Annotated in this window: 19 protein-coding genes; 5 read left to right on the plus strand and 14 right to left on the minus strand. The window is 64.7% G+C overall.

The window, feature by feature from the left end; translation table 11 throughout:
• Window positions 1–131: 131 nt before the first annotated feature.
• Both J1C49_RS02800 and J1C49_RS02805 read right to left on the minus strand, forming a co-directional pair.
• A complete protein-coding gene (locus J1C49_RS02800) occupies window positions 132–818 on the minus strand; it encodes a hypothetical protein (RefSeq protein ID WP_227444278.1) in 687 nt (228 codons plus the stop codon).
• 54 nt (window positions 819–872) lie between these two features.
• The gene (locus tag J1C49_RS02805) at window positions 873–2,054 is read right to left on the minus strand and encodes an NAD(P)/FAD-dependent oxidoreductase (RefSeq protein WP_227444279.1); all 1,182 of its coding nucleotides are present in this window, start codon (window positions 2,052–2,054) and stop codon (window positions 873–875) included.
• A 224-nt stretch (window positions 2,055–2,278) separates the two neighbouring features.
• Here J1C49_RS02805 and J1C49_RS02810 point away from each other — a divergent pair, with 224 nt between their 5' ends.
• The 3 genes from J1C49_RS02810 (at window position 2,279) to murC (ending at window position 6,242) form a co-directional block, all read left to right on the plus strand.
• Window positions 2,279–3,481, plus strand: coding sequence for a putative peptidoglycan glycosyltransferase FtsW (locus tag J1C49_RS02810; RefSeq protein ID WP_227444280.1), 1,203 nt, complete (start codon window positions 2,279–2,281; stop codon window positions 3,479–3,481).
• A 195-nt stretch (window positions 3,482–3,676) separates the two neighbouring features.
• The gene (locus J1C49_RS02815; RefSeq protein WP_227444281.1) at window positions 3,677–4,819 is read left to right on the plus strand and encodes a UDP-N-acetylglucosamine--N-acetylmuramyl-(pentapeptide) pyrophosphoryl-undecaprenol N-acetylglucosamine transferase; all 1,143 of its coding nucleotides are present in this window, start codon (window positions 3,677–3,679) and stop codon (window positions 4,817–4,819) included.
• Between the two features lie 13 nt (window positions 4,820–4,832).
• The gene (gene murC / locus J1C49_RS02820; RefSeq protein WP_227444404.1) at window positions 4,833–6,242 is read left to right on the plus strand and encodes a UDP-N-acetylmuramate--L-alanine ligase; all 1,410 of its coding nucleotides are present in this window, start codon (window positions 4,833–4,835) and stop codon (window positions 6,240–6,242) included.
• A gap of 114 nt (window positions 6,243–6,356) precedes the next feature.
• Here the strand turns inward: murC and J1C49_RS02825 are convergent, their stop codons facing one another.
• The gene (locus tag J1C49_RS02825) at window positions 6,357–6,818 is read right to left on the minus strand and encodes an Lrp/AsnC family transcriptional regulator (RefSeq protein ID WP_227444282.1); all 462 of its coding nucleotides are present in this window, start codon (window positions 6,816–6,818) and stop codon (window positions 6,357–6,359) included.
• Between the two features lie 147 nt (window positions 6,819–6,965).
• Here J1C49_RS02825 and hppD point away from each other — a divergent pair, with 147 nt between their 5' ends.
• A complete protein-coding gene (hppD, locus tag J1C49_RS02830; protein ID WP_227444283.1) occupies window positions 6,966–8,060 on the plus strand; it encodes a 4-hydroxyphenylpyruvate dioxygenase in 1,095 nt (364 codons plus the stop codon).
• 138 nt (window positions 8,061–8,198) lie between these two features.
• Here hppD and lpdA read toward each other — a convergent pair whose 3' ends face one another.
• The 11 genes from lpdA to sucC all read right to left on the minus strand — a co-directional run bounded on the left by lpdA (window position 8,199) and on the right by sucC (window position 20,303).
• Window positions 8,199–9,587, minus strand: a complete 1,389-nt coding sequence (lpdA, locus tag J1C49_RS02835) for a dihydrolipoyl dehydrogenase (RefSeq protein WP_227444284.1) — start codon at window positions 9,585–9,587, stop codon at window positions 8,199–8,201.
• A gap of 163 nt (window positions 9,588–9,750) precedes the next feature.
• On the minus strand, window positions 9,751–10,140 hold the full coding sequence (locus J1C49_RS02840) for an MAPEG family protein (RefSeq protein WP_227444285.1): 390 nt from the start codon (window positions 10,138–10,140) through the stop codon (window positions 9,751–9,753).
• A complete protein-coding gene (locus J1C49_RS02845; protein WP_227444286.1) occupies window positions 10,137–10,967 on the minus strand; it encodes a hypothetical protein in 831 nt (276 codons plus the stop codon). The genes J1C49_RS02840 and J1C49_RS02845 overlap by 4 nt, the downstream gene beginning before the upstream one ends.
• A 31-nt stretch (window positions 10,968–10,998) precedes the next feature.
• Window positions 10,999–11,418, minus strand: coding sequence for a hypothetical protein (locus J1C49_RS02850; protein WP_227444287.1), 420 nt, complete (start codon window positions 11,416–11,418; stop codon window positions 10,999–11,001).
• 332 nt (window positions 11,419–11,750) lie between these two features.
• A complete protein-coding gene (gene odhB, locus J1C49_RS02855) occupies window positions 11,751–13,268 on the minus strand; it encodes a 2-oxoglutarate dehydrogenase complex dihydrolipoyllysine-residue succinyltransferase (RefSeq protein WP_227444288.1) in 1,518 nt (505 codons plus the stop codon).
• A 317-nt stretch (window positions 13,269–13,585) separates the two neighbouring features.
• Window positions 13,586–16,558 (minus strand): 2-oxoglutarate dehydrogenase E1 component, encoded by a 2,973-nt coding sequence (locus J1C49_RS02860; protein WP_227444289.1) that lies wholly within the window; start codon window positions 16,556–16,558, stop codon window positions 13,586–13,588.
• A gap of 76 nt (window positions 16,559–16,634) precedes the next feature.
• Complete coding sequence (locus J1C49_RS02865) at window positions 16,635–17,024, minus strand: hypothetical protein (protein WP_227444290.1); 390 nt, start codon at window positions 17,022–17,024, stop codon at window positions 16,635–16,637.
• A complete protein-coding gene (locus J1C49_RS02870; protein WP_227444291.1) occupies window positions 17,021–17,473 on the minus strand; it encodes a DUF805 domain-containing protein in 453 nt (150 codons plus the stop codon). The genes J1C49_RS02865 and J1C49_RS02870 overlap by 4 nt, the downstream gene beginning before the upstream one ends.
• A 9-nt stretch (window positions 17,474–17,482) precedes the next feature.
• On the minus strand, window positions 17,483–18,001 hold the full coding sequence (locus J1C49_RS02875; RefSeq protein WP_227444292.1) for a DUF805 domain-containing protein: 519 nt from the start codon (window positions 17,999–18,001) through the stop codon (window positions 17,483–17,485).
• Between the two features lie 100 nt (window positions 18,002–18,101).
• Window positions 18,102–18,983, minus strand: coding sequence for a succinate--CoA ligase subunit alpha (gene sucD, locus J1C49_RS02880; RefSeq protein ID WP_227444293.1), 882 nt, complete (start codon window positions 18,981–18,983; stop codon window positions 18,102–18,104).
• A 126-nt stretch (window positions 18,984–19,109) separates the two neighbouring features.
• The gene (sucC, locus tag J1C49_RS02885; protein ID WP_227444294.1) at window positions 19,110–20,303 is read right to left on the minus strand and encodes an ADP-forming succinate--CoA ligase subunit beta; all 1,194 of its coding nucleotides are present in this window, start codon (window positions 20,301–20,303) and stop codon (window positions 19,110–19,112) included.
• A 685-nt stretch (window positions 20,304–20,988) separates the two neighbouring features.
• Here sucC and J1C49_RS02890 point away from each other — a divergent pair.
• Complete coding sequence (locus J1C49_RS02890; protein ID WP_227444295.1) at window positions 20,989–22,032, plus strand: glycosyltransferase family 2 protein; 1,044 nt, start codon at window positions 20,989–20,991, stop codon at window positions 22,030–22,032.
• Window positions 22,033–22,058: the final 26 nt, after the last annotated feature.

Raw genomic sequence — 22,058 nt, forward strand, 5'->3', positions numbered from 1 at the left:
GGCCGGCAACGCGGTGTGCCACGCGCGTGCTGCCTCGCCGGGCGCGACGGATCCCTAGCGGATCCCTGAGCCCGATCCGTTGCGACAGTCCGGTGGCGCGCGGCGCGGCGCTGTCCGGAGCGCGGGCGGAATCACGTCAGGCGGGATTTGCGCAGGGCGATGAGCGGGTTTTCGGCCATCGCCAGGGCATGCACCACGCCGAGCTGCGCGGGCATTTCGGTCAGTTCCAGAATACGGGCAATGGCGAAGCGATGTGCGCCGCCACCTGCGCGCAGCAAGGTTCCGTCGCGGCCGATATGGATCAGCACGCCACCGGCCTCACGCCGGAACATGTCGGGCAGCTCGTGCTGCGCCAGAAGCCGGCCGCGTGCGCGGGTCTCTTCGAAGATGGCATCCAGCGCCGCGGCGCGCGCGTCCAGATCATCGAGGCTGCGCATGCCGTCGGGAGCCTTGCCGGCGGCGATTTCGGCACGGTGGCGGGCATGGATCGGCGTGTCTTCCCACTTGGCGCCCTGTTGCCAGCGCATCCGGCAGGATTGCAGCTTCATGTTGGCTTCGATATCGCCGCGCGCCTTGTCCCAATCACCCGCCAGCACCCGTCCGCTGGCTTGCCGGCCCAGATCGAACCGGGATGCCTTGCCCAGAAACTGGTGATGGACGCGACAGGGGTCCACGTAGATGCATTCATCCGATTGCGGGGCATCGGGACCGAAGCGCAGCCTGTTGAGCCAGTCGCGCGCCGCCTTGCGCGGCACATGGGCCTCGATGGCGCGGCGCCAGTTGCGCGGATGCAGGGTGGGGTGTCGGGAGAGGGTCATGTCGCGCTGCCGGATGACGGGTGCCGCACCGGTGTACGACAGTTTCGCGACAGGTCAACCGGTTCCCGCGATATGCCGCCCGGCGGCGACTCCGGAGGCCCAGGCCCACTGGAAGTTGTAGCCGCCGAGCCAGCCGGTCACATCGAGCGCCTCGCCAATGGCATAGAGGCCGGGATGCGTCTTGGACATCATGGACTTGGAGGAGAACCCGGCGGTGTCGATCCCGCCCAGCGTGACCTCTGCGGTGCGGTAGCCCTCGGTGCCGGTGGGCTTGAGATGCCAATTCTGGAGCGCATCGGTGATGGCGGCGATCCGTTTGTCCGACAGATCGGCGAGATTGCCGGAGAGGTCGGTCTGTTCAGCCATGTGATCGACCAGCCGGGCGGGCAACAGATGCGCCATTTCGGTTCGGAGCGTGCGGCGCCCGTCGCTGCTGCGCACGGATTTCAGGTGGGCGGCGAGATCGGTGCCGGGCAGAAGGTTGACGTGAACGGGTTCTCCCTCGCGCCAGTAGCTGGAGATTTGCAGCACCGCCGGACCGGACAGGCCGCGATGCGTGAACAGGAGGCCCTCGTCGAACTGGATGCGCGCGTTGGATACCACCGTGGGGCAGGACACCCCCGCGAGCGCGCCGAACCGGTCCTTTTCGAAGGTGAAGGGCACGAGGGCGGGCCGCGTTTCGGTGACCGCATGGCCAAACTGGCGCGCCAGATCATAGGCCAGCCCGGTGGCCCCCATCTTGGGAATCGACTTGCCGCCGGTGGCCAGCACGAGGTTTTGCGAGGTCACGGTGACGTCGTGACCGTCGCGATCGAGCGTGGTTACAAAGCGGCCATCGGCCCGGCGGACAGCCTTGACGGATGTGCGCAGCCACAGATCCGCGCCGGACTGCGCCATTTCTTCCAGCAGCATGGCGATGATCTGGGTGGCTTTCCCGTCGCAGAACAGCTGACCAAGGGTCTTCTCATGCCATGCGATGCCATGCCGGTCGACGAGGTCGATGAAATCCCACTGGGTGTAGCGGGCGAGCGCCGACTTGTGGAAATGCGGGTTTTCCCCCAGAAACTGGCTGGAATCGCAGTAGAGATTGGTGAAATTGCACCGCCCGCCGCCGGAGATGCGGATCTTTTCGCCGGGGTTCTTGGCGTGGTCGATGACCAGCACGCCGGGGCCGGCATGCGCGGCGGCCATGAGCCCGGCGGCGCCGGCGCCAAGGATGAGGGTGCGGATTTCCATGCGCGTTTCTTGCGTTTTGCGCGCCCCGGCGCAAGGGGCCGTCGCCCATGCCGGCCATGGCGCATCCCGGCGTGCTGGCCGGATGCGCGCAGCATGTCCGCGGCGGGCCGGCGTGGTTTGCGACGGCGTGCGTGAATTAAACTGGTTTTGAGCGAATTTCCGCGCTAGAGTGCGTCTCAGACCCGGAAAACGGGCGTTTTGAGGCAGTGTCGAGCGGTGGTCCCATGACAGAGATGGTGTATGGCACGGTTCCCGTGCGCGATGTCGAACCTGTGTTGCCGAAATGGTGGCGCACGGTGGATCGGTGGTCGCTTTCCTGTGTGCTGATGTTGTTCGGCACGGGGATCCTGCTGGGGCTGGCTGCATCGCCGCCCCTTGCGGAGCGGAACGGATTTGGCGCCTTCCACTACGTCCAGAAGCAGGCGGTCTTTGGCGGTCTGGCGTTGATCGCGCTGTTTTTCACATCCCTCATGTCGCCGGTTCTGGTGCGGCGGTTGGCGGTGATCGGCTTCTTTTTCTCTTTTGTGGCGCTGGCGCTGCTGCCGTTTTTCGGCACCGATTTCGGCAAGGGGGCGACCCGGTGGTATTCGCTGGGGTTTGCGAGCATCCAGCCTTCGGAATTCCTCAAGCCGACCTTCATCATTGCCGCCGCATGGATGATGGCCGCAGCGCAGCATCTGGGCGGGCCGCCGGGGCGGCTCTACTCGTTCCTGCTGACGGTGGCGATTGTGCTGATGCTGGCGTTGCAGCCGGATTTCGGCCAGGCCTGTCTGGTTCTGTTCGGCTGGGGCGTGATGTGGTTTGTGGGTGGCGCGCCTATGATCCTGCTGTTGTGCCTTGCGGCTCTTGTGGTCGTGGGCGGGGTGATCGCCTATGACGCCTCGGAGCATTTCGCCCGCCGGATCGACGGGTTCCTGAGTGCCGATGTGGCCCCGACCACGCAGCTTGGCTATGCCACCAACGCGATCCGCGAGGGCGGGTTCTTTGGCGTTGGGGTCGGCGAGGGGCAGGTGAAATGGAGCCTGCCGGATGCGCATACGGATTTCATCATCGCGGTGGCCGCGGAGGAATACGGGCTGGTGCTCGTGCTGTTCATCATCGCGCTCTATGCCACGGTTGTTGTGCGCTCGCTGATCCGGCTGATGCGGGAGCGTGACCCCTTTATCCGGCTTGCGGGCACCGGGCTGGCGGCGATGTTCGGCGTGCAGGCGATGATCAACATGGGGGTCGCGGTGCGGCTCTTGCCGGCCAAGGGCATGACCTTGCCCTTTGTCAGCTACGGGGGCTCTTCGCTGATTGCCGGTGGCATCGCGGTTGGCATGTTGCTGGCGTTCACGCGGACCCGGCCGCAGGGCGAGATCGGGGAGCTTCTGCGCGGGCGTGTGGCGCGTCCGACCGAGCCCTCCCGGCTTCGGCCGGTGGACTAGGCGCGGCCGCCTGTTCGTGGGTGCGGTGCGACCGAGGAGGCATGGCGCGCGCGGGGGCAGCATGACACGCCCGGAGGCGGGCGGAGGAAGAAGGAGACGACGCTCCGGCGGGATAAAGCCGATCGGCGCGCGGAATGATTGCCGGGGCGGTGCGGCTGGTATACAGCGCCGCCAGTTGGGTGATGAGGACAGGACATGACGCAAGGCAAGCCTTTGGTCGTGATGGCAGCGGGTGGCACCGGCGGGCACATGTTCCCCGCGCAGGCGTTGGCCGAGGTGTTGTTGCGCCGGGGCTGGCGGGTGCGGTTGTCGACCGACGCGCGGGGCGCGCGCTATGTCGGTGGGTTCCCGCATTCGGTGGAGATCGAGGAGGTTGCGTCGGCGACCTTTGCGCGTGGCGGGATCGCGGCAAAGGCGGCGGCTCCGTTCCGTATCGCCGCAGGGATTGCCTCCATGGCGGCGCGATTCCGGCGCGAACGGCCCCGCGCGGTGATCGGCTTTGGCGGCTACCCGTCGATTCCGGCCCTGTCGGCGGCGCATCTGCTCAAGATTCCCAAGATGATCCACGAACAGAACGGCGTTCTGGGTCGGGTGAACACGTTTTTTGCGCCGCGCGTCGACGTGATGGCCTGCGGCACCTGGCCCACCGATCTGCCTGAGGGCGTCGAGGGGGTGTATGTGGGCAACCCGGTGCGCGCGGCGGTGAAGGATCGCGCCGAGGCGCCCTATATCCCGCCGGGGCTTTACCCGATGGAGATCCTTGTCATTGGGGGCAGCCAGGGCGCGCGCATCCTGTCGGACGTGGTGCCGCCGGCGATTGCGAACCTGCCCATGGCGGCGCTGGAGCATCTGCGGATCGCCCACCAGGCCCGCGGCGAGGACCAGGCCCGTGTCGAGCAATACTATGCCGAGCATGGCATCGCGGCAGAGGTGCAGCCCTTCTTTCAGGACCTGCCACGGCGCATGGCCGACAGCCAGCTGGTGATCAGCCGCGCGGGGGCCTCCTCGGTCGCGGATCTGTCTGTGATCGGGCGGCCGTCGATCCTCGTGCCGTATCTGCACGCCATGGACGACCATCAGACCGCCAATGCGCGCGGGCTGACGGAGGCCGGTGCGGCGATCCGCATGCCGGAGAGCAAGCTGACGGTGGAGGCGATGAGCGAGGCGATCCTCGCCATTCTCGACAATCCGCAAGGGGCCGAACAGATGGCGCGGGCCGCGCTGTCGGTGGCACGGCCCGACGCGGCAGAACACCTCGCCGATCTGGTCGAGGGCTTGGGAACACAGGACAGAACCATAACAACAGAGGGCACGGGCGATGAAAGATCTGGCGAATGACAGGGCCATGGCGATGAACGGGGCAACGAAGCTTCCGATCGACGTGGGCGCGATCCACTTTGTGGGCATCGGCGGCATTGGCATGTCGGGCATTGCCGAAGTGCTGTTGAACCACGGCTACCGCGTGCAGGGCTCGGATCTCAAGGCATCGAAGATCACCCAGCGGCTTGAACAGCTGGGCGCGGTCGTCTTCGAGGGCCAGCGCGCGGAGAACCTCGAAGGTGCCGAGGTTGTCGTGATCTCCTCCGCGATCAAGCCGGGCAACCCGGAGCTGGACGAGGCGCGCGCGCGCGGTTTGCCGGTGGTGCGGCGTGCGGAGATGCTGGCCGAACTGATGCGGCTCAAGTCGAACATCGCCGTGGCCGGAACCCATGGCAAGACGACGACGACCACGATGGTGGCGACCCTGCTGACATCGGGCGGCTACGATCCGACGGTGGTGAATGGCGGCATCATCCACGCCTATGGCTCGAACGCGCGGATGGGGCAGGGCGAATGGATGGTGGTGGAGGCCGACGAGAGCGACGGCACGTTCAACCGTCTGCCCGCGACCATTGCCATCGTGACCAATATCGACCCTGAGCACATGGAGCATTGGGGCACGATCGAGAACCTGCGCGCAGGCTTTGACGATTTTGTCTCCAACATCCCGTTTTACGGCCTTGCGGTCTGCTGCACCGATCATCCGGAAGTGCAGGCGCTGGTCGGGCGGATCAGCGACCGGCGGGTGATCACCTATGGCTTCAACGCGCAGGCCGATGTGCGGGCGGTGAACCTGACCTATGAGGGCGGGCGCGCGCATTTCGACGTGCGCTTTGCCTCGGGCGAGGAACTGGTTGGGCTGGTGCTGCCGATGCCGGGGGATCACAACGTCTCGAACGCACTGTCGGCGGTGGCCGTGGCGCGGCATCTGGGCATGACCGGCGACGAGATCCGCACCGCGCTGGAAGGGTTCGAGGGGGTCAACCGCCGCTTCACCCGTGTTGGCGAGGTGAACGGGGTCACGATCATCGACGATTATGGCCATCACCCGGTGGAGATTGCCGCCGTGCTCAAGGCGGCACGGCAGGCCATCGGCGGGCCGGATGCCAAGGGGCGCGTGATCGCGGTGCACCAGCCGCATCGCTACACACGGTTGAGCCACCATTTCGAGGCGTTCTGCACCTGTTTCAACGAGGCGGACGTGGTGGCGATAGCCGAGGTTTTTGCCGCCGGTGAAGAGCCCATCGCCGGGGCGTCGCGCGATGACCTCGTGTCTGGCCTGGTGCAACACGGGCACCGCCATGCACGCGCGATCCATGACGAGGACGATCTGGAGCGGCTGGTTCGAGAGCAGGCGATGCCGGGCGACATGGTGGTCTGTCTCGGGGCCGGCACCATCTCGGCCTGGGCGAACCGTCTGCCGGAGCGCTTGCAAGGCTGATCGGGCAGGGGGGCGCTGCCCCCCGGCTGCGCCTCCCCCCGGAGTATTTCCGGACAGAAGAAACGAAGAGCGCGCGCTTGAACCGGCGGGCGCTTTTTGCCGTTGGGGGCGCGCTCAGCCGATGGGCAGGGGCGCGTCTGGTTTTGTCTGGTCCATCACGATCTGGCTTTGCACCCTTGCGACCGCGGGATGGGCGAGGAGCACTTCGTGGATCAAGCGATTGAGGGCGGTGAGGTCCTCGCAATAGACACGCAGCAGGTAATCCGCTTCGCCGGTCATGGTCCAGGCGGAGACGATTTCGGCGCGGGTGCGCAGCAGCCGGGCGATGGAGGCGCCGTGTTCGGCGGAGTGGCGGTCCAGCCCGACCTGAACGAAGGCCTGCACCGTGAGGCCAAGGCGCAGCGGGTCGAGCCGGGCCCCATAGCCGCGGATCACGCCGGTCTCCTCCAGCCGTTGGCGGCGGCGGCCGGCCTGGCTTGCTGAGAGGTTGAGCGCGGCGCCGAGTTCAGCGCTGGTGGCGGTGCCGTTGCGCTGCAGATGGGCGAGGAGCGCGATATCGGTCGGATCAAAGCTCATGCGGGGATTGTGTGTCTCTGTGTTGTTTTGCGCGTGAATCGTGCGGAATTGGGCTCTTGGCCGTGAACTATGCGCAAAAGCCGCAGGCGGGTAAAGATATATTCCATCCAGATCAACCCGAGACGGACACAACAGAGGAGAGCCGCGATGGGACCGTTTCCGCATGACGCGCCGCAGGCGCAGATCACTGACCACAACCCCGCCGGGACCGACGGGTTCGAATTTGTCGAGTTTGCCCATCCCGATCCGCAAGAACTTCGGGATCTCTTTGCCCGGATGGGCTATGCGCATGTGGCGACGCACAAGACAAAGGCCATCGAACTTTGGCAGCAGGGCGACATCACCTATGTGATCAATGCCGAACCCGGCTCCTTTGCCGCGCGCTTCGTCGAGGAGCACGGGCCGTGTGCGCCGTCCATGGCATGGCGCGTTGTCGATGCGCAGCACGCGTTTGAGCACGCGGTCGCGCAAGGGGCGGAGCCGTACGAAGGTGCCGACAAGACGGTGGATTGGCCGGCAATCAAGGGGATTGGCGGGTCGCTGATCTATTTCACCGACCAATATTACGACACATCACCCTACAATGCCGAGTTCGACTGGATTGCGGAATCAAAGCCGCGCGGTGTGGGATTCTATTACCTCGACCACCTGACGCATAACGTGTTCCGCGGCAACATGGACAAGTGGTTCCGGTTCTACGGCACGCTGTTCAATTTCCGCGAGATCCGGTTCTTTGACATCGAGGGCAAGTTCACCGGGCTTTTGTCGCGGGCGCTGACGTCGCCTTGCGGGCGCATCCGCATTCCGATCAACGAGGATCGCGGCGAGACCGGGCAAATTGTCTCTTATCTCAAGAAATACAAGGGCGAAGGCATCCAGCACATCGCCGTTGGCGCGCGCAACATCTATGACGCAACCGACGCGATTGCGGAGCGCGGCATCCGCTTCATGCCGGCGCCGCCGGAGACCTATTACGATCTGTCCTTCGACCGGGTGCAGGGGCATTCCGAGCCGGTGGAGCGGATGAAGCGGCACGGCATCCTGATCGACGGTGAGGGTGTTGTGGATGGCGGCGAGACGAAGATCCTGCTGCAGATCTTCTCCAAGACGGTGATCGGGCCGATTTTCTTCGAGTTCATCGAGCGCAAGGGCGATGACGGCTTTGGCGAGGGCAATTTCAAGGCGCTGTTCGAGTCGATCGAGGCCGAGCAGATTGCCAACGGGGAGCTCAAGGCGAGCTGAGCCAAGACAGCGGCCAACCGCCCGCATGGCGGTCGGCTCGGGAAGGACAAGGGAGGGGTCGTCGCTCGAAAGGGCGGAGGGCCAACGGGAAAGGGGCGCCAGCGGGCGCCCCTTTGTCGTCTGGCTTGGCCGGAGCGCTCAGGCGTGGATCGCGCCCGAGTTGCAAGCCAGCGCCGCCTCGCGCACCGCTTCCGAATAGGTCGGATGCGCATGGCAGGTCAGCGCGAGATCTTCGGCGGAGGCCCCGAATTCCATCGCCACGCAGATTTCGTGGATCAGGTCACCGGCCATCGGGCCGATGATATGGGCGCCGAGAATGGTGTCGGTTTCCTTGTCCGCGAGGATCTTCACAAACCCGTCCGCGGCAAAGTTTGCCTTGGCGCGGCCATTGCCCATGAAGGAGAACTTGCCGACCTTGTAGGCCCGGCCTTCCTGCTTGAGCGTTTCCTCCGTGGCGCCCACATTGGCCACCTCCGGGTGGGTGTAGATCACGCCGGGGATAACGCCGTAATTCACATGGCCATGTTTGCCCGCGATCACCTCGGCGGCGGCCATGCCTTCGTCTTCGGCCTTGTGCGCCAGCATCGGACCGTCGATGCAATCGCCGATGGCGTAGATGCCGGGCACATTGGTGCGCCATTGCGCATCGGTCTTGATCTGGCCACGCTCGGACATGGCGACCCCCAACGCGTCGAGACCAAGCCCGTCGGTGAAGGGGCGGCGGCCGGTGGCGACAAGCACCGTGTCGGCGTCGATCACGTGTTCGCTGTCATTCTTGCGCAGGGTGAAGGTCACCTTGGCCTTGCCGCGGCTCACATCGACCTTTTGCACGGCGGCGCCAAGGGTAAAGTTCAGCCCCTGTTTCTTGAGGATGCGCTGGAAGGTCTTTGACACTTCGGCATCCATGCCGGGGGTGATGTGGTCGAGGAATTCGATCACCTGCACCTCCGCGCCGAGACGGGCATAGACGGAGCCAAGCTCCAGCCCGATCACGCCTGCGCCGATCACCACCAGTTTCTTGGGGATCTTGCCAAGCTCCAGCGCGCCGGTGGAGGACACGACGGTCTTCTCGTCAATCTCGACGCCCGGCAGGGTCGATACCTCGGAGCCGGAGGCGATGATGATGTTCTTGGTCTCGTAGGTGTCGTCACCCACCTTGACCTTGCCGGCTTCGGGAATGCTGCCCCACCCCTTGAGCCAGTCGACCTTGTTCTTCTTGAACAGGAACTCGATGCCCTTGGTGTTCTGGCCGATCACCTCGTCCTTGTAGGACAGCATCTGGGGCCAGTCGACCGAGGGGCTTTTGCCCTTGAGGCCCATCTTGGCGAAGTTGTGCTCGGCCTCGTGCAGCTGATGCGTGGCGTGCAGCAGCGCCTTGGACGGGATGCAGCCCACGTTGAGGCAGGTGCCGCCAAGCGTCTCGCGGCCTTCGACACAGGCGGTCTTGAGACCAAGCTGCGCGCAACGGATCGCGGCAACATAGCCGCCGGGGCCGGAACCGATCACGATGACATCGTATTGGGACATGGGGGGGACTCCTTTGCGGGTCAGTCTTGAGTGCGAATGGTCAGCGTCATGCTGTGGGACGGGCCGGGGGCGGGGCGATGCCCCCGTCTTTGCAGGCAAAGACAGGCCCGGAGGTTTGGGGCAGGATGCAGCCTGCGCGGGTGCGGGATGACACAGGACATGATCAGAACAGCGCCATGACAAAGAGCAGGTTGGTGGCCAGAAAGCCCACCAACCAGATCACGGAGCGCCATGGCACCCAGTCGAAGAGATAGGCAGGCAGGTAGAGCCCGCGTGCGAGCAGATAGACAAGGCATGCGAGCGTTGTGCGCGCATTGCCCTTGTCGGCAAACGTGATGACAAGCGTGGCAATGGCAAACAGGATCAGACCTTCGAAGCTGTTCTGCATCGCGCGTTGTGCGCGGCCCGCGGTGCCGGTGAGCTGGCGCGGGGTGTCGCGCGAGGAGGCCGCGTATTTCGAACCGACCTGTTTTTGCGCCAGAACGGAGTAGAGCGCAAAATGCACGGTCTGCCAGAGCGCGGCCAGCACGAGGGCGGTGAGTTCGGGTGTCATGCGCCGGCCCCGTTTGTGCTCAGGGTTGCGCCGAACACCGTTGCCTTGAGCTGTCCCTGCGCGCGCAGGACCGCGGCCACGGCGTGCTGGTTGGTGTCGATCTCCATCAGCTGCACGCCATCAATGGCTGCGAGGCGGCGCGCGTGTTGGCGGTCGGTCTCGTGGCGACCGGCATAGACGATGACGGCATCCGCGATCTTCCGGGTGCCTTGCAGGTGGTCGTGCAGATCGTTTTCGGGATCATCGAAATCAAAACCCGTTTCATGCGCCAGCTTGGGACGGTTCCCCGCAAAGACCGCCTGATCCACATAGGTTTGCGGGCCAAAGGCCACCACACGGTCAGCCGTCATTGCATGGCCGAAGAACAGGGCCGCATGACCGCCCGCCGAGGACCCGACAAAAATCCATGGCCGCGGCAAGTCGCCGAAGCGGTCGGCCAGAAGCGCCAGCGTTTCCGCGCGGGACCGGGTCAGGCTCAAGAGGCCCTTCTGATACCAGCAGAGGTGAAAGTCCTTGAGGTAGACCACGTTGCACGCCGTCCCGCGCAACTGGCCATGAAACTCGCGGATTGGCATGGTGAGCCCATGGGACATGCCGCCGAAGGCGAAGACCGTGGCCTCCGCATCCGCGACATGGGTGTATTCGATCGGCGCGAAGCGTGCCTCGGGATGGGTGGTCTCCAGCACCGGCGGGATGTGGCGTAGCAGGATCTGGTGCATCGCCAGCGTGTGGTCGGCCTGCTTGATGATGCGCGCCTGAAGAATGCCGACAGCTGTGTCGGGCGGCGCCAAGTCGGGGCGCGGTTGGCGGCTGGCGGTGGCACTCATGCAAGCACCCCCGCCGGGGCGCGTGGCGCGGTCACCCGACCCTGTTCTTGCGCCGCAGCCGCCAGAGATAAGCGGCGATCACCAGAAGCATGATGACGCTGGCCACGCGATACGTGATGAAAATCACGATCATTGCACCGGGAAGGTCCGGCAAGGTGGGGGCGGCGACAACCGCCTGGCTCCAGCCGATGAGCTTGACCGGCACCAGAAGCAGGGCAATCCAGAGCGCGGCGCCCCGGCGCTTGTAGGCCAGCCACGCCAGCGCCAGAAACAGCAGCGCCGAGATAGCAGAATGCACGGTGACCAGCGTGGAGCGGACGGGACGTATGTCGCCCATCGTGGCGGCGGGATCCAGAAGCCAGATCCCGGAGGCCGCAAAGGCCTGCCACAGGCCGTTGAGCGTGGCGTAAAGAACGATCAGCCAGAGAAGCAGGGGTGTGCGTGTCGACATGAGCAAACTCGATATGGGAGGTTTGCCGGTTCAACGCAGCCCAGGCGGGGATGGTTTCAAGTGTCTGTGCGTGTCTCTGACGCGGGAGTGAGGCCCGATCACCGCACGCCATGCCCCAGCGATGCAGGATGCCCTGTGCGCACACAGCGTCGGAAAACGCTCTGCGGATCGGGGTCTGCGCTCTGCGGGTCGTCGGGGCGATCATGAGAATGGGGCCAGTGGGTGGTGAGAGACGGTGCGCATCACGGACGCGCCTCGCCCGGGAGTATCGGCACGCCCGTCACAGGACAGGCGCGCCACGAAAGGGTCGGGATCGATCCGCCGGGAAGCGATCACAGATCCATCAGCAGGCGGCGCGGATCTTCCAGCGCTTCCTTCACGCGCACAAGGAACGTCACGGCGCCTTTGCCGTCGACGATGCGGTGATCGTAGCTCAGCGCGAGATACATCATCGGGCGGATCTTGATCTCGCCATTGATGACCATCGGCCGATCCTGGATCTTGTGCATCCCGAGGATACCCGATTGCGGCGGGTTCAGGATCGGCGAGGACATCAGCGAACCATAGACACCGCCGTTGGAGATCGTGAACGTACCGCCCTGCATCTCCGCCATCGACAGCTTGCCGTCACGGGCGCGCTTGCCCTTTTCGGCAATCGCCTTCTCGATTTCGGCAAAGCTCATCTTGTCGGCGTCGCGGATGACCGGCACCACAAGACCCTGCGGGGTGCCGGCGGCGATGCCCATATGCACAAAGTTCTTGTAGACGATATCGGTGCCGTCGATCTCTGCGTTGACCTCCGGAACCTCCTTGAGCGCATGGCAGCACGCCTTGGTGAAGAAGGACATGAAGCCGAGCCGCGCGCCGTGCTTCTTCTCGAAGAGGTCCTTGTATTCCTTCCGCAGCGCCATGGTCTCCGTCATGTCCACCTCGTTATAGGTGGTCAGGATCGCGGCGGTGTTCTGGGCGTCCTTGAGGCGGCGCGCGATGGTCTGGCGCAGGCGCGTCATCTTCACCCGCTCTTCGCGGGCCGCATCATCCGCGGGCACGGGCGCGCGCGGTGCTGCTGCCGGTGCGGCCGGAGCCGGCGCCGCGGCGGCAGCCACCGCCTTGGCAACATCGGCCTTCGTGGCGCGGCCATCGCGGCCGGTGCCGGTGACCTGATCGCGATTGATGCCGGCTTCGGCCATGGCTTTCTCAGCGGCGGGGCCGTCCTTTGCGCCGGACGCGGAGGCCGGGGCCGCTGCGGGAGCGGGTGCGGCGGCAGGCGCCGCTGGCGCGGCGGCAGACGCACCGGCGCCCGAAGCGATGATTGCCAGTTTGGCATCCGCCTGCACCGTGTAGCCCTCATTTGCGATGATCTCGGTCAGGGTGCCTGCGGCAGGCGCGGGCACCTCGACAGAGACCTTGTCGGTTTCCAGTTCGCAGAGCATTTCGTCCTGGGCAACGGTGTCGCCGACTTTCTTGAACCATGTGGAGATGGTCGCTTCGGTGACGCTTTCGCCCAGGGTCGGCACCATGACGTCCACGGCGGCACCGCCCGTTTCGGCCTCCGCCTCTGGGGCGGATTGGGCCGCCGGCGCCGCGGCAGCGGCGGGGGCCGCAGCCGCTCCGGCGCCTTCGGAGATATTGGCCAGAAGCGCATCGACTCCGACGGTTTCGCCTTCACCGGCCACGATATCGGAGAGCGTGCCAGCAACGGGCGACGGCACTTCGACGGTCACCTTGTCGGTTTCCAGCTCGCACAGCATTTCGTCCACGGCGACGCTGTCACCGGGCTTCTTGAACCATGTGGCCACTGTCGCTTCGGTCACGGATTCCCCGAGCGTGGGGACGCGCACTTCGGTCATAGTCTCAGTCCTTTTCCGTTGCCCCGCCGCTTGTTTGCCTGGGGTCTTTTTTGTTTGCCCTCCCGCTTCGATGCGTCAGGGCCAGAGAATTGCCTCGCCGCATTCCTGCTTGAGGCTTTGTTGATCACCCCGCCACATCGCTGCGTGAGGGTTTTGTGTGTGCCCGTTTGCATTGCTGCATGCGGGGGTGTTCTGTGCCCGGCTGCGTTGCCGCCTGCTTGTGGTGTCTGTCTGCCTCGACACCGTGCCGCGTGAGGCGGCGTTTGCGGCCCGGGCCGCGCGGCGCAAGGGTGCGGATGCCCCAACGCCGCACGGGCTCAGTCCTTTGTGATCGTCAGGGCCTCGTCGACGAGCGCCATCTGCTGGGCCTTGTGCTGGCTTGCCAGACCGGTGGCGGGGGACGCAGAGGTGGCGCGGCCCACATAGACCGGGCGCTTGTGCGCGGCCCCGATGCGGCCCAGGACCCATTCGAGATTGGGTTCGATGAAGCTCCACGCCCCCTGGTTCTTGGGTTCTTCCTGACACCAGATCATCTCTGCCTGCGGGAAGCGTTCGAGTTCCTTGACCGCCGAGATCGCGGGGAAGGGATAGAATTGTTCGAACCGCAGCAGGTAGATGTCGTCGATCCCACGGGCATCGCGTTCCTCCAGCAAGTCGTAATACACCTTGCCCGAGCACATCACGACGCGCTTGATCTTGTCATCCGCGACCAATGTCGTGTCCGAATTGCCCTTCTGGGCATCGTCCCAGAGCACCCGGTGGAAGCTCGACCCGTCGGTGAAATCCTCCGCGTTGGAGATGCACAGCTTGTGCCGCAGCAGCGACTTGGGCGTCATCAGCATGAGCGGTTTGCGGTAGCTGCGATGCAATTGGCGGCGCAGGATGTGGAAGTAGTTTGCCGGTGTCGAGCAGTTCGCCACGATCCAGTTATCCTGACCGCAGAGCTGCAAGAAGCGTTCCAGCCGCGCAGAGCTGTGCTCCGGTCCCTGTCCCTCGAAGCCGTGCGGCATCAGGCAGACCAGCCCGGACATGCGCAGCCACTTGCTTTCGCCCGAGGAGATGAACTGGTCGAACATGATCTGCGCGCCATTGGCGAAATCGCCGAACTGCGCCTCCCAGAGCACGAGGGCGTTTGGCTCGGCAAGGCTGTAGCCATATTCGAACCCCAGCACCGCGTATTCCGACAGCGCGCTGTCGATCACCTCGTAATGGGCCTGACCCTCCCGGATGTGGTTGAGCGGGTAGTAGCGCTCTTCGGTTTCCTGGTTCACGAAGCCGGAATGGCGTTGGCTGAACGTGCCGCGGGTGCTGTCCTGCCCGGCAAGGCGCACCGGGTAGCCCTCAGTCTGGAGCGAGCCGAAGGCCAGCGCCTCGGCCGTGGCCCAATCAAACCCCGATCCCGTCTCGAACATCTTGGCGCGCGCCTCCACAAGCCGCCCGACGGTCTTGTGCAGCGGGAAGCCGTCGGGCACGCGCGTCAGCGCGGTGCCCACATCGGCCAGCGTTTCGGGGGCGATGGCGGTCTTGCCGCGCTGGTATTTGCCCTGCTTCTGCCGGTCGAGATGCGACCAGCGCCCGTCAAGCCAATCGGCCTTGTTGGGCTTGAAGTTCTTGCCCGCTTCGAATTCCTCGTTGAGATGCGCCTGGAACGCGGCCTTCATGTCCTCGATTTCGCCCTCGGGAATCAGGCCGTCCTTGACCAGCCGTTCCGTATAGAGAGAGAGCGTCGTCTTGTGGCCCTTGATCTTCTTATACATCACCGGGTTGGTGAACATCGGCTCGTCGCCTTCGTTGTGACCAAAGCGGCGGTAGCAGAAGATGTCGATGACCACGTCCTTGCGGAATTTCTGGCGGAACTCCGTGGCGACCTTGGCGGCATGCACCACCGCTTCCGGGTCGTCGCCATTGACGTGGAAGATCGGTGCCTCGACCACCAGCGCGTTGTCGGTGGGGTAGGGCGAGGAGCGCGAGAAGTGGGGCGCGGTGGTAAAGCCGATCTGGTTGTTGACCACGATATGCATGGTGCCGCCGGTCTTGTGACCGCGCAGACCCGAGAGCGCGAAGCACTCCGCCACAACGCCCTGACCGGCAAAGGCAGCATCGCCATGCAGCAGGATCGGCATCACGCTTGTGCGCATGGCATCGTTCTTCTGGTCCTGCTTGGCGCGGACCTTGCCGAGTACCACCGGGTTCACCGCTTCGAGGTGGCTGGGGTTGGCGGTCAGCGACAGGTGCACCGAGTTGCCGTCGAACTCGCGGTCCGACGAGGCGCCGAGGTGATATTTCACATCGCCCGATCCATCCACGTCCTCGGGCTTGAAGCTGCCGCCCTGGAACTCGTTGAAGATCGCCTTGTAGGGTTTGCCCATCACGTTGGCGAGCACGGACAAACGGCCGCGGTGCGGCATGCCGATGACGATTTCCTCGACGCCCAGCGCGCCGCCGCGCTTGATGATCTGCTCCATCGCGGGGATCAGGCTCTCGCCGCCATCAAGGCCGAAGCGCTTGGTGCCCATGTATTTGACATGCAGGAACTTCTCGAACCCTTCGGCCTCGACCATCTTGTTGAGGATCGCGCGACGCCCTTCGCGGGTGAATTTCACCTCCTTGCCGAAACCCTCGATCCGCTCCTTGAGCCAGGCCGATTGTTCGGGGTCGGAAATGTGCATGTATTGCAGCGCAAACGTGCCGCAATAGGTGCGCTTCACGATCGAGACGATCTCGCGCAGCGAGGCAATCTGAAGGCCCAACACGTTGTCGATAAAGATCGGGCGGTCCATGTCGGCCTCTGTGAAGCCGTAGGATTTCGGATCGAGCTCGGGATGATCGGAGTCGTTGCGCATGCCCAGCGGGTCCAGATCGGCGGCGAGATGGCCCCGGATCCGGTAAGCGCGGATCAGCATCAGCGCGCGGATGCTGTCGAGCACGGCGCGCTGGACCTGATCGTCGGTCACGGTCACACCCTTTTCCTCGGCCTTCGCCGCGATCTTCTGGCCCGCGCCTTTCGCCTCGGCGGGCACCATCGGCATCGGCCATTCGCCGGTCAGCGCGGCGGTCATGTCATCGGTGGGCTGCGGCGGCCAATCCTGGCGCGCCCAGCTTGGACCGGTGGCCTCTTTCTTGACGTCCATCTCCGCATCGCCAAGCGCGCGGAAGAACTCCTGCCATGCGGCATCGACCGCATTGGGGTCGTTGGCGTAGCGGGCATACATCTGTTCGAGATATTCCGCGTTGTGCCCCTGCATGAAGGAGGAGGCGTGGAACTGGTCGTTGGGGGATTGGTCGGTCATGGGGACACCTCGTTGGGATTGGGACCGTCTTTATGGAGACCGGGAAGGACGGAGGGGACAGGCGGGATAAGCACGATCATGCTGTCTCTCCAAACAGCATGTCGTGACAGGTCTGAACCGCCGATTTCGAAGCGAGCAGATAGGACTGCGGGTTTTCCGCGAGCGCCGCGTCGCGGGCGGCCTCGGCGCTGGCAATGGCAGGGCGCACATGAACGAGATGCGGGTCGTCGCGGCGGCGCAGCCCGGCCATGTAGTCCTGGATGGTGTCGAACTGTGCCATAAAGGCAGGGTCTTGTGTGCCTTGCGCGTGAAGATGCTGGTGCAGCGCCACCGCGTCGGCATTGCATGCGATGCGCGCGAGAATGTCCGCGTCGTCGGCCTTGCGTGGCCAAAGCGCCAGCACGGTGATGAACACCGCCATGCCAATGGCCCAGATCAGACGGCTCGTGGGGCTGCGCGTGCTCATGACGCTCCTCCCTGCGGGGCCGGTCCGTAAGCATTGGGGCCGGGATCGGAGGGTGCTGCGAGCCACGTGCCGAAGATCGCCGCGGCGAGAAAGGCAATGCCCGTTGCCCCGAGGAAATACCGGTCGTCATCCAGAAGATCGACCCGCACCGCAAGCGCTGCGGCCGCCGACGCGATCCACACCATGAGCCAGGCGGGTAGAACGATCGCCGGCAGCAGAACCCACCAGCCAGTGCGGCCCATGTCATGCAGGCGCCGCACGGTTGCTGCCGTGCCGGGCAAGGCGGAGACCAGCAGGAACGCGCCGCCGAGCATCGGCGCCACAAGGGTCAGCACGATCAGCGCCACCAGAAGAAAGACGGCAAAGGTCCAGAACTCCGGCCGCGCGGTGCGACCGGTGAACCGGGCATAATTGCGATAGCCCGCAAGGATATGTGCGCGCATGTCCATGACGAGAACTCAGGTGACGGGCGGAGGCCCGTAAGGGTTGGGCCCGTCCTCTCCGGGACGTGACAGCCACCAGATCAGCAAAACAAGCAGCACAAGCTGCACGAGCGACAGGATCAGGATCCCGGCACCGCCAAGCAGGACCGCGCCACCCCGCAACGCATCAGGGTCCGCCCCTGCATTTTCCATCTGCGTGAAACCGGCGACACCAAGAAACAGCATGGCAAACCCCACAATATTCACGACGTAGGGCAGCAGAAGATACCAGCCCGGTCGCCCCGTGTCGTGCATGCGGCGCCAGCCCGAGGCCATCACCGGGATCAGGATCGCGAGCGAATAGACCATCGAAAGCGGCTGTGACGCCGCTTCGCCCTCGTCTGGCACGCCAAACAGCGCGCTTTCGATCAGCGAAACAACCAAAGCGCCGATAAATACGGCCAGCATGAACCACCAGTATTCCGGTCGTGCGGCGCGGCCCGAAAAGGTCGCGTATTTCGAGAGATTGGTTTTGACGGCGTCAACGATTTTCATCGCACTCTCCTCCCTGATATCGGGCCTCCCTTGATATCGGGCCTCCCTTGGTATCGGGGGCCGCGTTGCGGTGGCCCCCGAAATCCGTTTCCGGCCCTGCCTAGCCGATGGCTTCAAGCACGGCCTCGCCCAGCGTCGCGGGGCTGTCGGCGACCACGATGCCCGCTTCGCGCATGGCTTCGATCTTGCTCTCCGCGTCACCCTGACCGCCCGCGACGATGGCACCGGCATGGCCCATGCGGCGGCCCGGAGGGGCGGTGCGCCCGGCAATGAAGCCTGCGGTGGGCTTCCAGCGGCCTTTCTTCTTCTCATCGGCGAGGAACTGTGCGGCTTCTTCTTCCGCCGTGCCGCCGATCTCGCCGATCATGATGATGCTCTGCGTCTCGTCATCCGCAAGGAACATTTCCAGCACGTCGATATGCTCGGTGCCCTTGATCGGGTCGCCCCCGATGCCCACGGCGGTGGACTGGCCAAGCCCGCTGTCCGAGGTCTGCTTGACCGCCTCGTAGGTGAGCGTGCCGGAGCGCGAGACCACGCCGACTGAGCCGCGCTTGTGGATATGGCCGGGCATGATGCCGATCTTGCAGGCATCGGGCGTGATGACACCGGGGCAGTTCGGCCCGATCAGGCGGCTGGAGGAGGTCTCCAGCGCGCGCTTGACCTTCATCATGTCGAGCACCGGGATGCCTTCGGTGATGCAGACGATCAGCTCCATCTCCGCGTCGATGGCTTCAAGGATGCTGTCCGCGGCGAAGGGCGGGGGCACGTAGATCACGGAGGCATTGGCCCCGGTCACATGCTTGGCCTCGTGCACGGAGTTGAAGACCGGCAGGTCGAGATGTGTCATCCCGCCTTTGCCCGGTGTGACCCCGCCAACCATCTTGGTGCCGTAGGCGATGGCCTGCTCGGAGTGGAAGGTGCCTTGCGAGCCGGTGAAGCCCTGGCAGATGACTTTGGTGTTTTCGTCGATGAGGACGGCCATTTCGGCGTTCTCCTAAATTCGTGCGGCTTACCCGCGTTGTTTCCTGGTCTGGATGATCCCCGGGCCCAGCCCGGTCACAGCTTGAAAGGTCCGCTGGACCTTTCACCGGCTATGCCGAAACGCTGCTCACCCCTTGACCGCCTTCACGATCTTCTCCGCGCCGTCCTTGAGGTCGTCGGCGGCGATGACGTTGAGGCCGGACCCGGAGATGATCTCCTTGCCCTTCTCGACATTCGTGCCTTCGAGACGCACAACGAGCGGCACCTGAAGGCCAACTTCCTTGACCGCGGCAACAACGCCCTCCGCGATCACATCGCAGCGCATGATGCCGCCGAAGATGTTCACGAGGATGCCTTTGACGTTGGGGTCGGAGGTGATGATCTTGAATGCCTCTGTGACCTTTTCCTTGGTCGCGCCACCGCCCACATCGAGGAAGTTGGCAGGCTCCGCACCATAGAGCTTGATGATGTCCATCGTCGCCATGGCAAGGCCCGCGCCGTTCACCATGCAGCCGATCTCGCCATCGAGCGCGATGTAGTTGAGGTCATACTTGGACGCCTCAAGCTCCTTGCTGTCCTCTTCGGTCACGTCGCGCAGCTCGGAAAGATCCGCGTGGCGGTAAAGCGCGTTGCCGTCAAAGCTCATCTTGGCGTCAAGGCATTTGAGATCGCCGCCATCGGTCACGATCAGTGGGTTGATCTCCAGCATCTCCATGTCTTTTTCGGTGAAAAGCTTGTAGAGCGTGCCCATGAGCGCCACGCATTGCTTCACCTGCTTGCCAGTCAGGCCGAGGTTGAAGGCGATGCGGCGGCCGTGAAAGGCTTGATACCCGGTGGCCGGATCGACCGAGAAGGACAGGATCTTTTCCGGGGTGCTCTCGGCCACTTCCTCGATATCCATGCCGCCTTCTGTGGAGGCGACAAAGCTCACGCGGGAAGTCTGGCGATCCACGAGCAGCGCGAGATACATCTCCGTCTCGATGCCGGAGCCGTCCTCGATATAGATGCGGTTGACCTGCTTGCCCGCGGGGCCGGTCTGCTTGGTCACAAGCGTGCGCCCCAGCATGCGCTTGGCTTCCTGCTCCGCTTCCTCCACGGATTTGGCAAGGCGCACGCCGCCCGCTTCGCCGGCATCGGCTTCCTTGAAGGAGCCCTTGCCGCGGCCACCGGCGTGGATCTGCGCCTTGACGACCCAGAGCGGACCGTCGAGCGCGCCTGCTGCCGTCTTGGCCTCGTCCGATTTGAGCACGACGCGGCCATCGCTGACCGGTGCGCCGTAGCTGCGCAGAAGCGCCTTGGCCTGGTATTCGTGGATATTCATGGGTTCACTGTCCCCCGTTTTTTTGAATGCGGTTGACGCCGACTATGCCGGTCTACCATCGCATACTAAGGGAGAAATTGCCGCAGGGCGGGCAATTCACGGTTTTTCCGACATTTGTGATCACAGCTGTAAATCGTGTGATCACAAACGGTCTTCACTGGTTGCGGAAACAGGCGCGGGTTCGAGAATCAAACGGTTTTCCGAAATTCAGAGGCACCGGTCGAGATGGCGTCAGAAGACCTTTGCATCATCGCAGGCATGCGCCAATCCAAACGCCTTGCCGCAGGCGCATTGCCGGGGACGCCCGGGTTGTTGCGCGGAGGCACGGGCCCGGCCTGGTCCAGTCTGGCCCGGCACCGCGCGCGATGACGTTTCTTCTTGCGATACCGTCAAGAACGCGTCGCCGGTCACCCACCGCCGACCGGGGCTTATGGGGCGCGCCCTAGTGCCGTCCCGCGTCCTCTCCCGAACTCTGCAACCCCGTGGCGGCTGGACATCACGTGCAACCCGTTTCCCGGATGTTGCCGGTCCGGGCGCCCGTCCCGAAGCGGCGCGGCCCAAGCGGCGCGGTCCATGGCGGCGCAGTCCCCGGCGCCGCGGGAGGTGCGATTGTCGGACGTGTGGCCCTTACGGGTGGGGCGCAAGTTCGCTAGAACCACATGCAGGCAGACCCGGAGGCCCGCAAATGCAGCCAAACGCAGCGCCAAGCTGGAGCGTCGTGGCGACGGTGGCCGAACCGCTGCCGCTCCTGATGGCCTTTGTGGCGCATCACGTGTCGCTTGGCGCGCGGGAGGTCATCTTGCATCTCGATACGCCGGACGCGGAGGCCGAGAGGGTGCTTGGCGCCGTGCCCGGATGCGTGATCGTTCCCCCCGGTGATCGCGCGGCGGGGGTGCACATGCCGACGCCGATGCGGCAGGCCCGCAATGCCACGCAAACCTACCGCACGGTGCAGGCCGAGTGGCTGTTGCACATCGATGCGGATGAATTCCTCGTCGATATCGACCATGTGATGCGCGCCCTGCGCAGCGCACCCGCGGAGGTGATGGGTGTTGGGGTCCGGCCATGCGACCGGTTCTGGCTTTCCGAGACGCCGCCCGAGACGATTTTCGACGGTCAATTTCGCACCGTTCCGCACCCGCCGCAGCCTTTTGACGTAGAGGCGGTCTATGGCGACGCGGCGCGCTATCTCGACCTCGGACTGTCTGGAAATGCGGCGGATAAATGCTTCACCCGGACTGGGCAAGCGCTTGATATCGGGGTGCATCGCCCCGCGCGGCCAGATGGCACGCCGGTGCCCATTCACGTCATGTCGCGCGCGACGCTCCTGCATTTCGACGGTCTGACCCCGGCGCATTTCATCGCCAAAATGGCGCGCAAGATCGAGCAGCAGCCGAACTGGAGCGCCTTTCCGGCGCCGGGCCGGCGGGCGCAGCTTGTCGCGCTCTGGCAGGCCGGGAGAGATCAGGCCGTGCGCGATCGGCTCGTGCGGGACACCAAGTGCGTGACGCCGGAGCAGCGCGCGGCGCTGGCGGAGGCAGGGCGGCTCGACGCGCGGTCTTTCGACCCGACGCCCGCGCTCCGCGCGGTTTTCGGCTCTGTCCCGGATCTCAGCGTCGCTGCGTTTGATGCCCGTGCGCTCCCCGCTCGGCGCATCGGCGCGTTCGAGCGACTGCGCAACACGGTGCGCTCCATGCGCCGGCTCAAACGCAAAACGCCGGGCGCGTGAGGCGGCCCGGCGTTTCACAATCATGT

The sequence above is a fragment of the Cognatishimia sp. F0-27 genome (assembly GCF_020667845.1).
In the GTDB taxonomy this organism is placed as follows: Bacteria; Pseudomonadota; Alphaproteobacteria; order Rhodobacterales; family Rhodobacteraceae; genus JAFMPQ01.

Bases quoted from the DNA above. Each gene is read 5' to 3' on its own strand.
- J1C49_RS02890 (WP_227444295.1), top strand. From the start codon at position 20,989: ATGCAGCCAAACGCAGCGCCAAGCTGGAGCGTCGTGGCGACGGTGGCC.
- J1C49_RS02800 (WP_227444278.1), bottom strand. From the start codon at position 818: ATGACCCTCTCCCGACACCCCACCCTGCATCCGCGCAACTGGCGCCGC.
- J1C49_RS02815 (WP_227444281.1), top strand. From the start codon at position 3,677: ATGACGCAAGGCAAGCCTTTGGTCGTGATGGCAGCGGGTGGCACCGGC.
- J1C49_RS02845 (WP_227444286.1), bottom strand. From the start codon at position 10,967: ATGAGTGCCACCGCCAGCCGCCAACCGCGCCCCGACTTGGCGCCGCCC.
- J1C49_RS02825 (WP_227444282.1), bottom strand. From the start codon at position 6,818: ATGAGCTTTGATCCGACCGATATCGCGCTCCTCGCCCATCTGCAGCGC.
- J1C49_RS02840 (WP_227444285.1), bottom strand. From the start codon at position 10,140: ATGACACCCGAACTCACCGCCCTCGTGCTGGCCGCGCTCTGGCAGACC.
- odhB (WP_227444288.1), bottom strand. From the start codon at position 13,268: ATGACCGAAGTGCGCGTCCCCACGCTCGGGGAATCCGTGACCGAAGCG.
- J1C49_RS02850 (WP_227444287.1), bottom strand. From the start codon at position 11,418: ATGTCGACACGCACACCCCTGCTTCTCTGGCTGATCGTTCTTTACGCC.
- J1C49_RS02865 (WP_227444290.1), bottom strand. From the start codon at position 17,024: ATGAGCACGCGCAGCCCCACGAGCCGTCTGATCTGGGCCATTGGCATG.
- J1C49_RS02875 (WP_227444292.1), bottom strand. From the start codon at position 18,001: ATGAAAATCGTTGACGCCGTCAAAACCAATCTCTCGAAATACGCGACC.
- murC (WP_227444404.1), top strand. From the start codon at position 4,833: ATGAACGGGGCAACGAAGCTTCCGATCGACGTGGGCGCGATCCACTTT.
- hppD (WP_227444283.1), top strand. From the start codon at position 6,966: ATGGGACCGTTTCCGCATGACGCGCCGCAGGCGCAGATCACTGACCAC.
- J1C49_RS02870 (WP_227444291.1), bottom strand. From the start codon at position 17,473: ATGGACATGCGCGCACATATCCTTGCGGGCTATCGCAATTATGCCCGG.
- J1C49_RS02805 (WP_227444279.1), bottom strand. From the start codon at position 2,054: ATGGAAATCCGCACCCTCATCCTTGGCGCCGGCGCCGCCGGGCTCATG.
- lpdA (WP_227444284.1), bottom strand. From the start codon at position 9,587: ATGTCCCAATACGATGTCATCGTGATCGGTTCCGGCCCCGGCGGCTAT.
- J1C49_RS02810 (WP_227444280.1), top strand. From the start codon at position 2,279: ATGACAGAGATGGTGTATGGCACGGTTCCCGTGCGCGATGTCGAACCT.
- sucD (WP_227444293.1), bottom strand. From the start codon at position 18,983: ATGGCCGTCCTCATCGACGAAAACACCAAAGTCATCTGCCAGGGCTTC.
- sucC (WP_227444294.1), bottom strand. From the start codon at position 20,303: ATGAATATCCACGAATACCAGGCCAAGGCGCTTCTGCGCAGCTACGGC.
- J1C49_RS02860 (WP_227444289.1), bottom strand. From the start codon at position 16,558: ATGACCGACCAATCCCCCAACGACCAGTTCCACGCCTCCTCCTTCATG.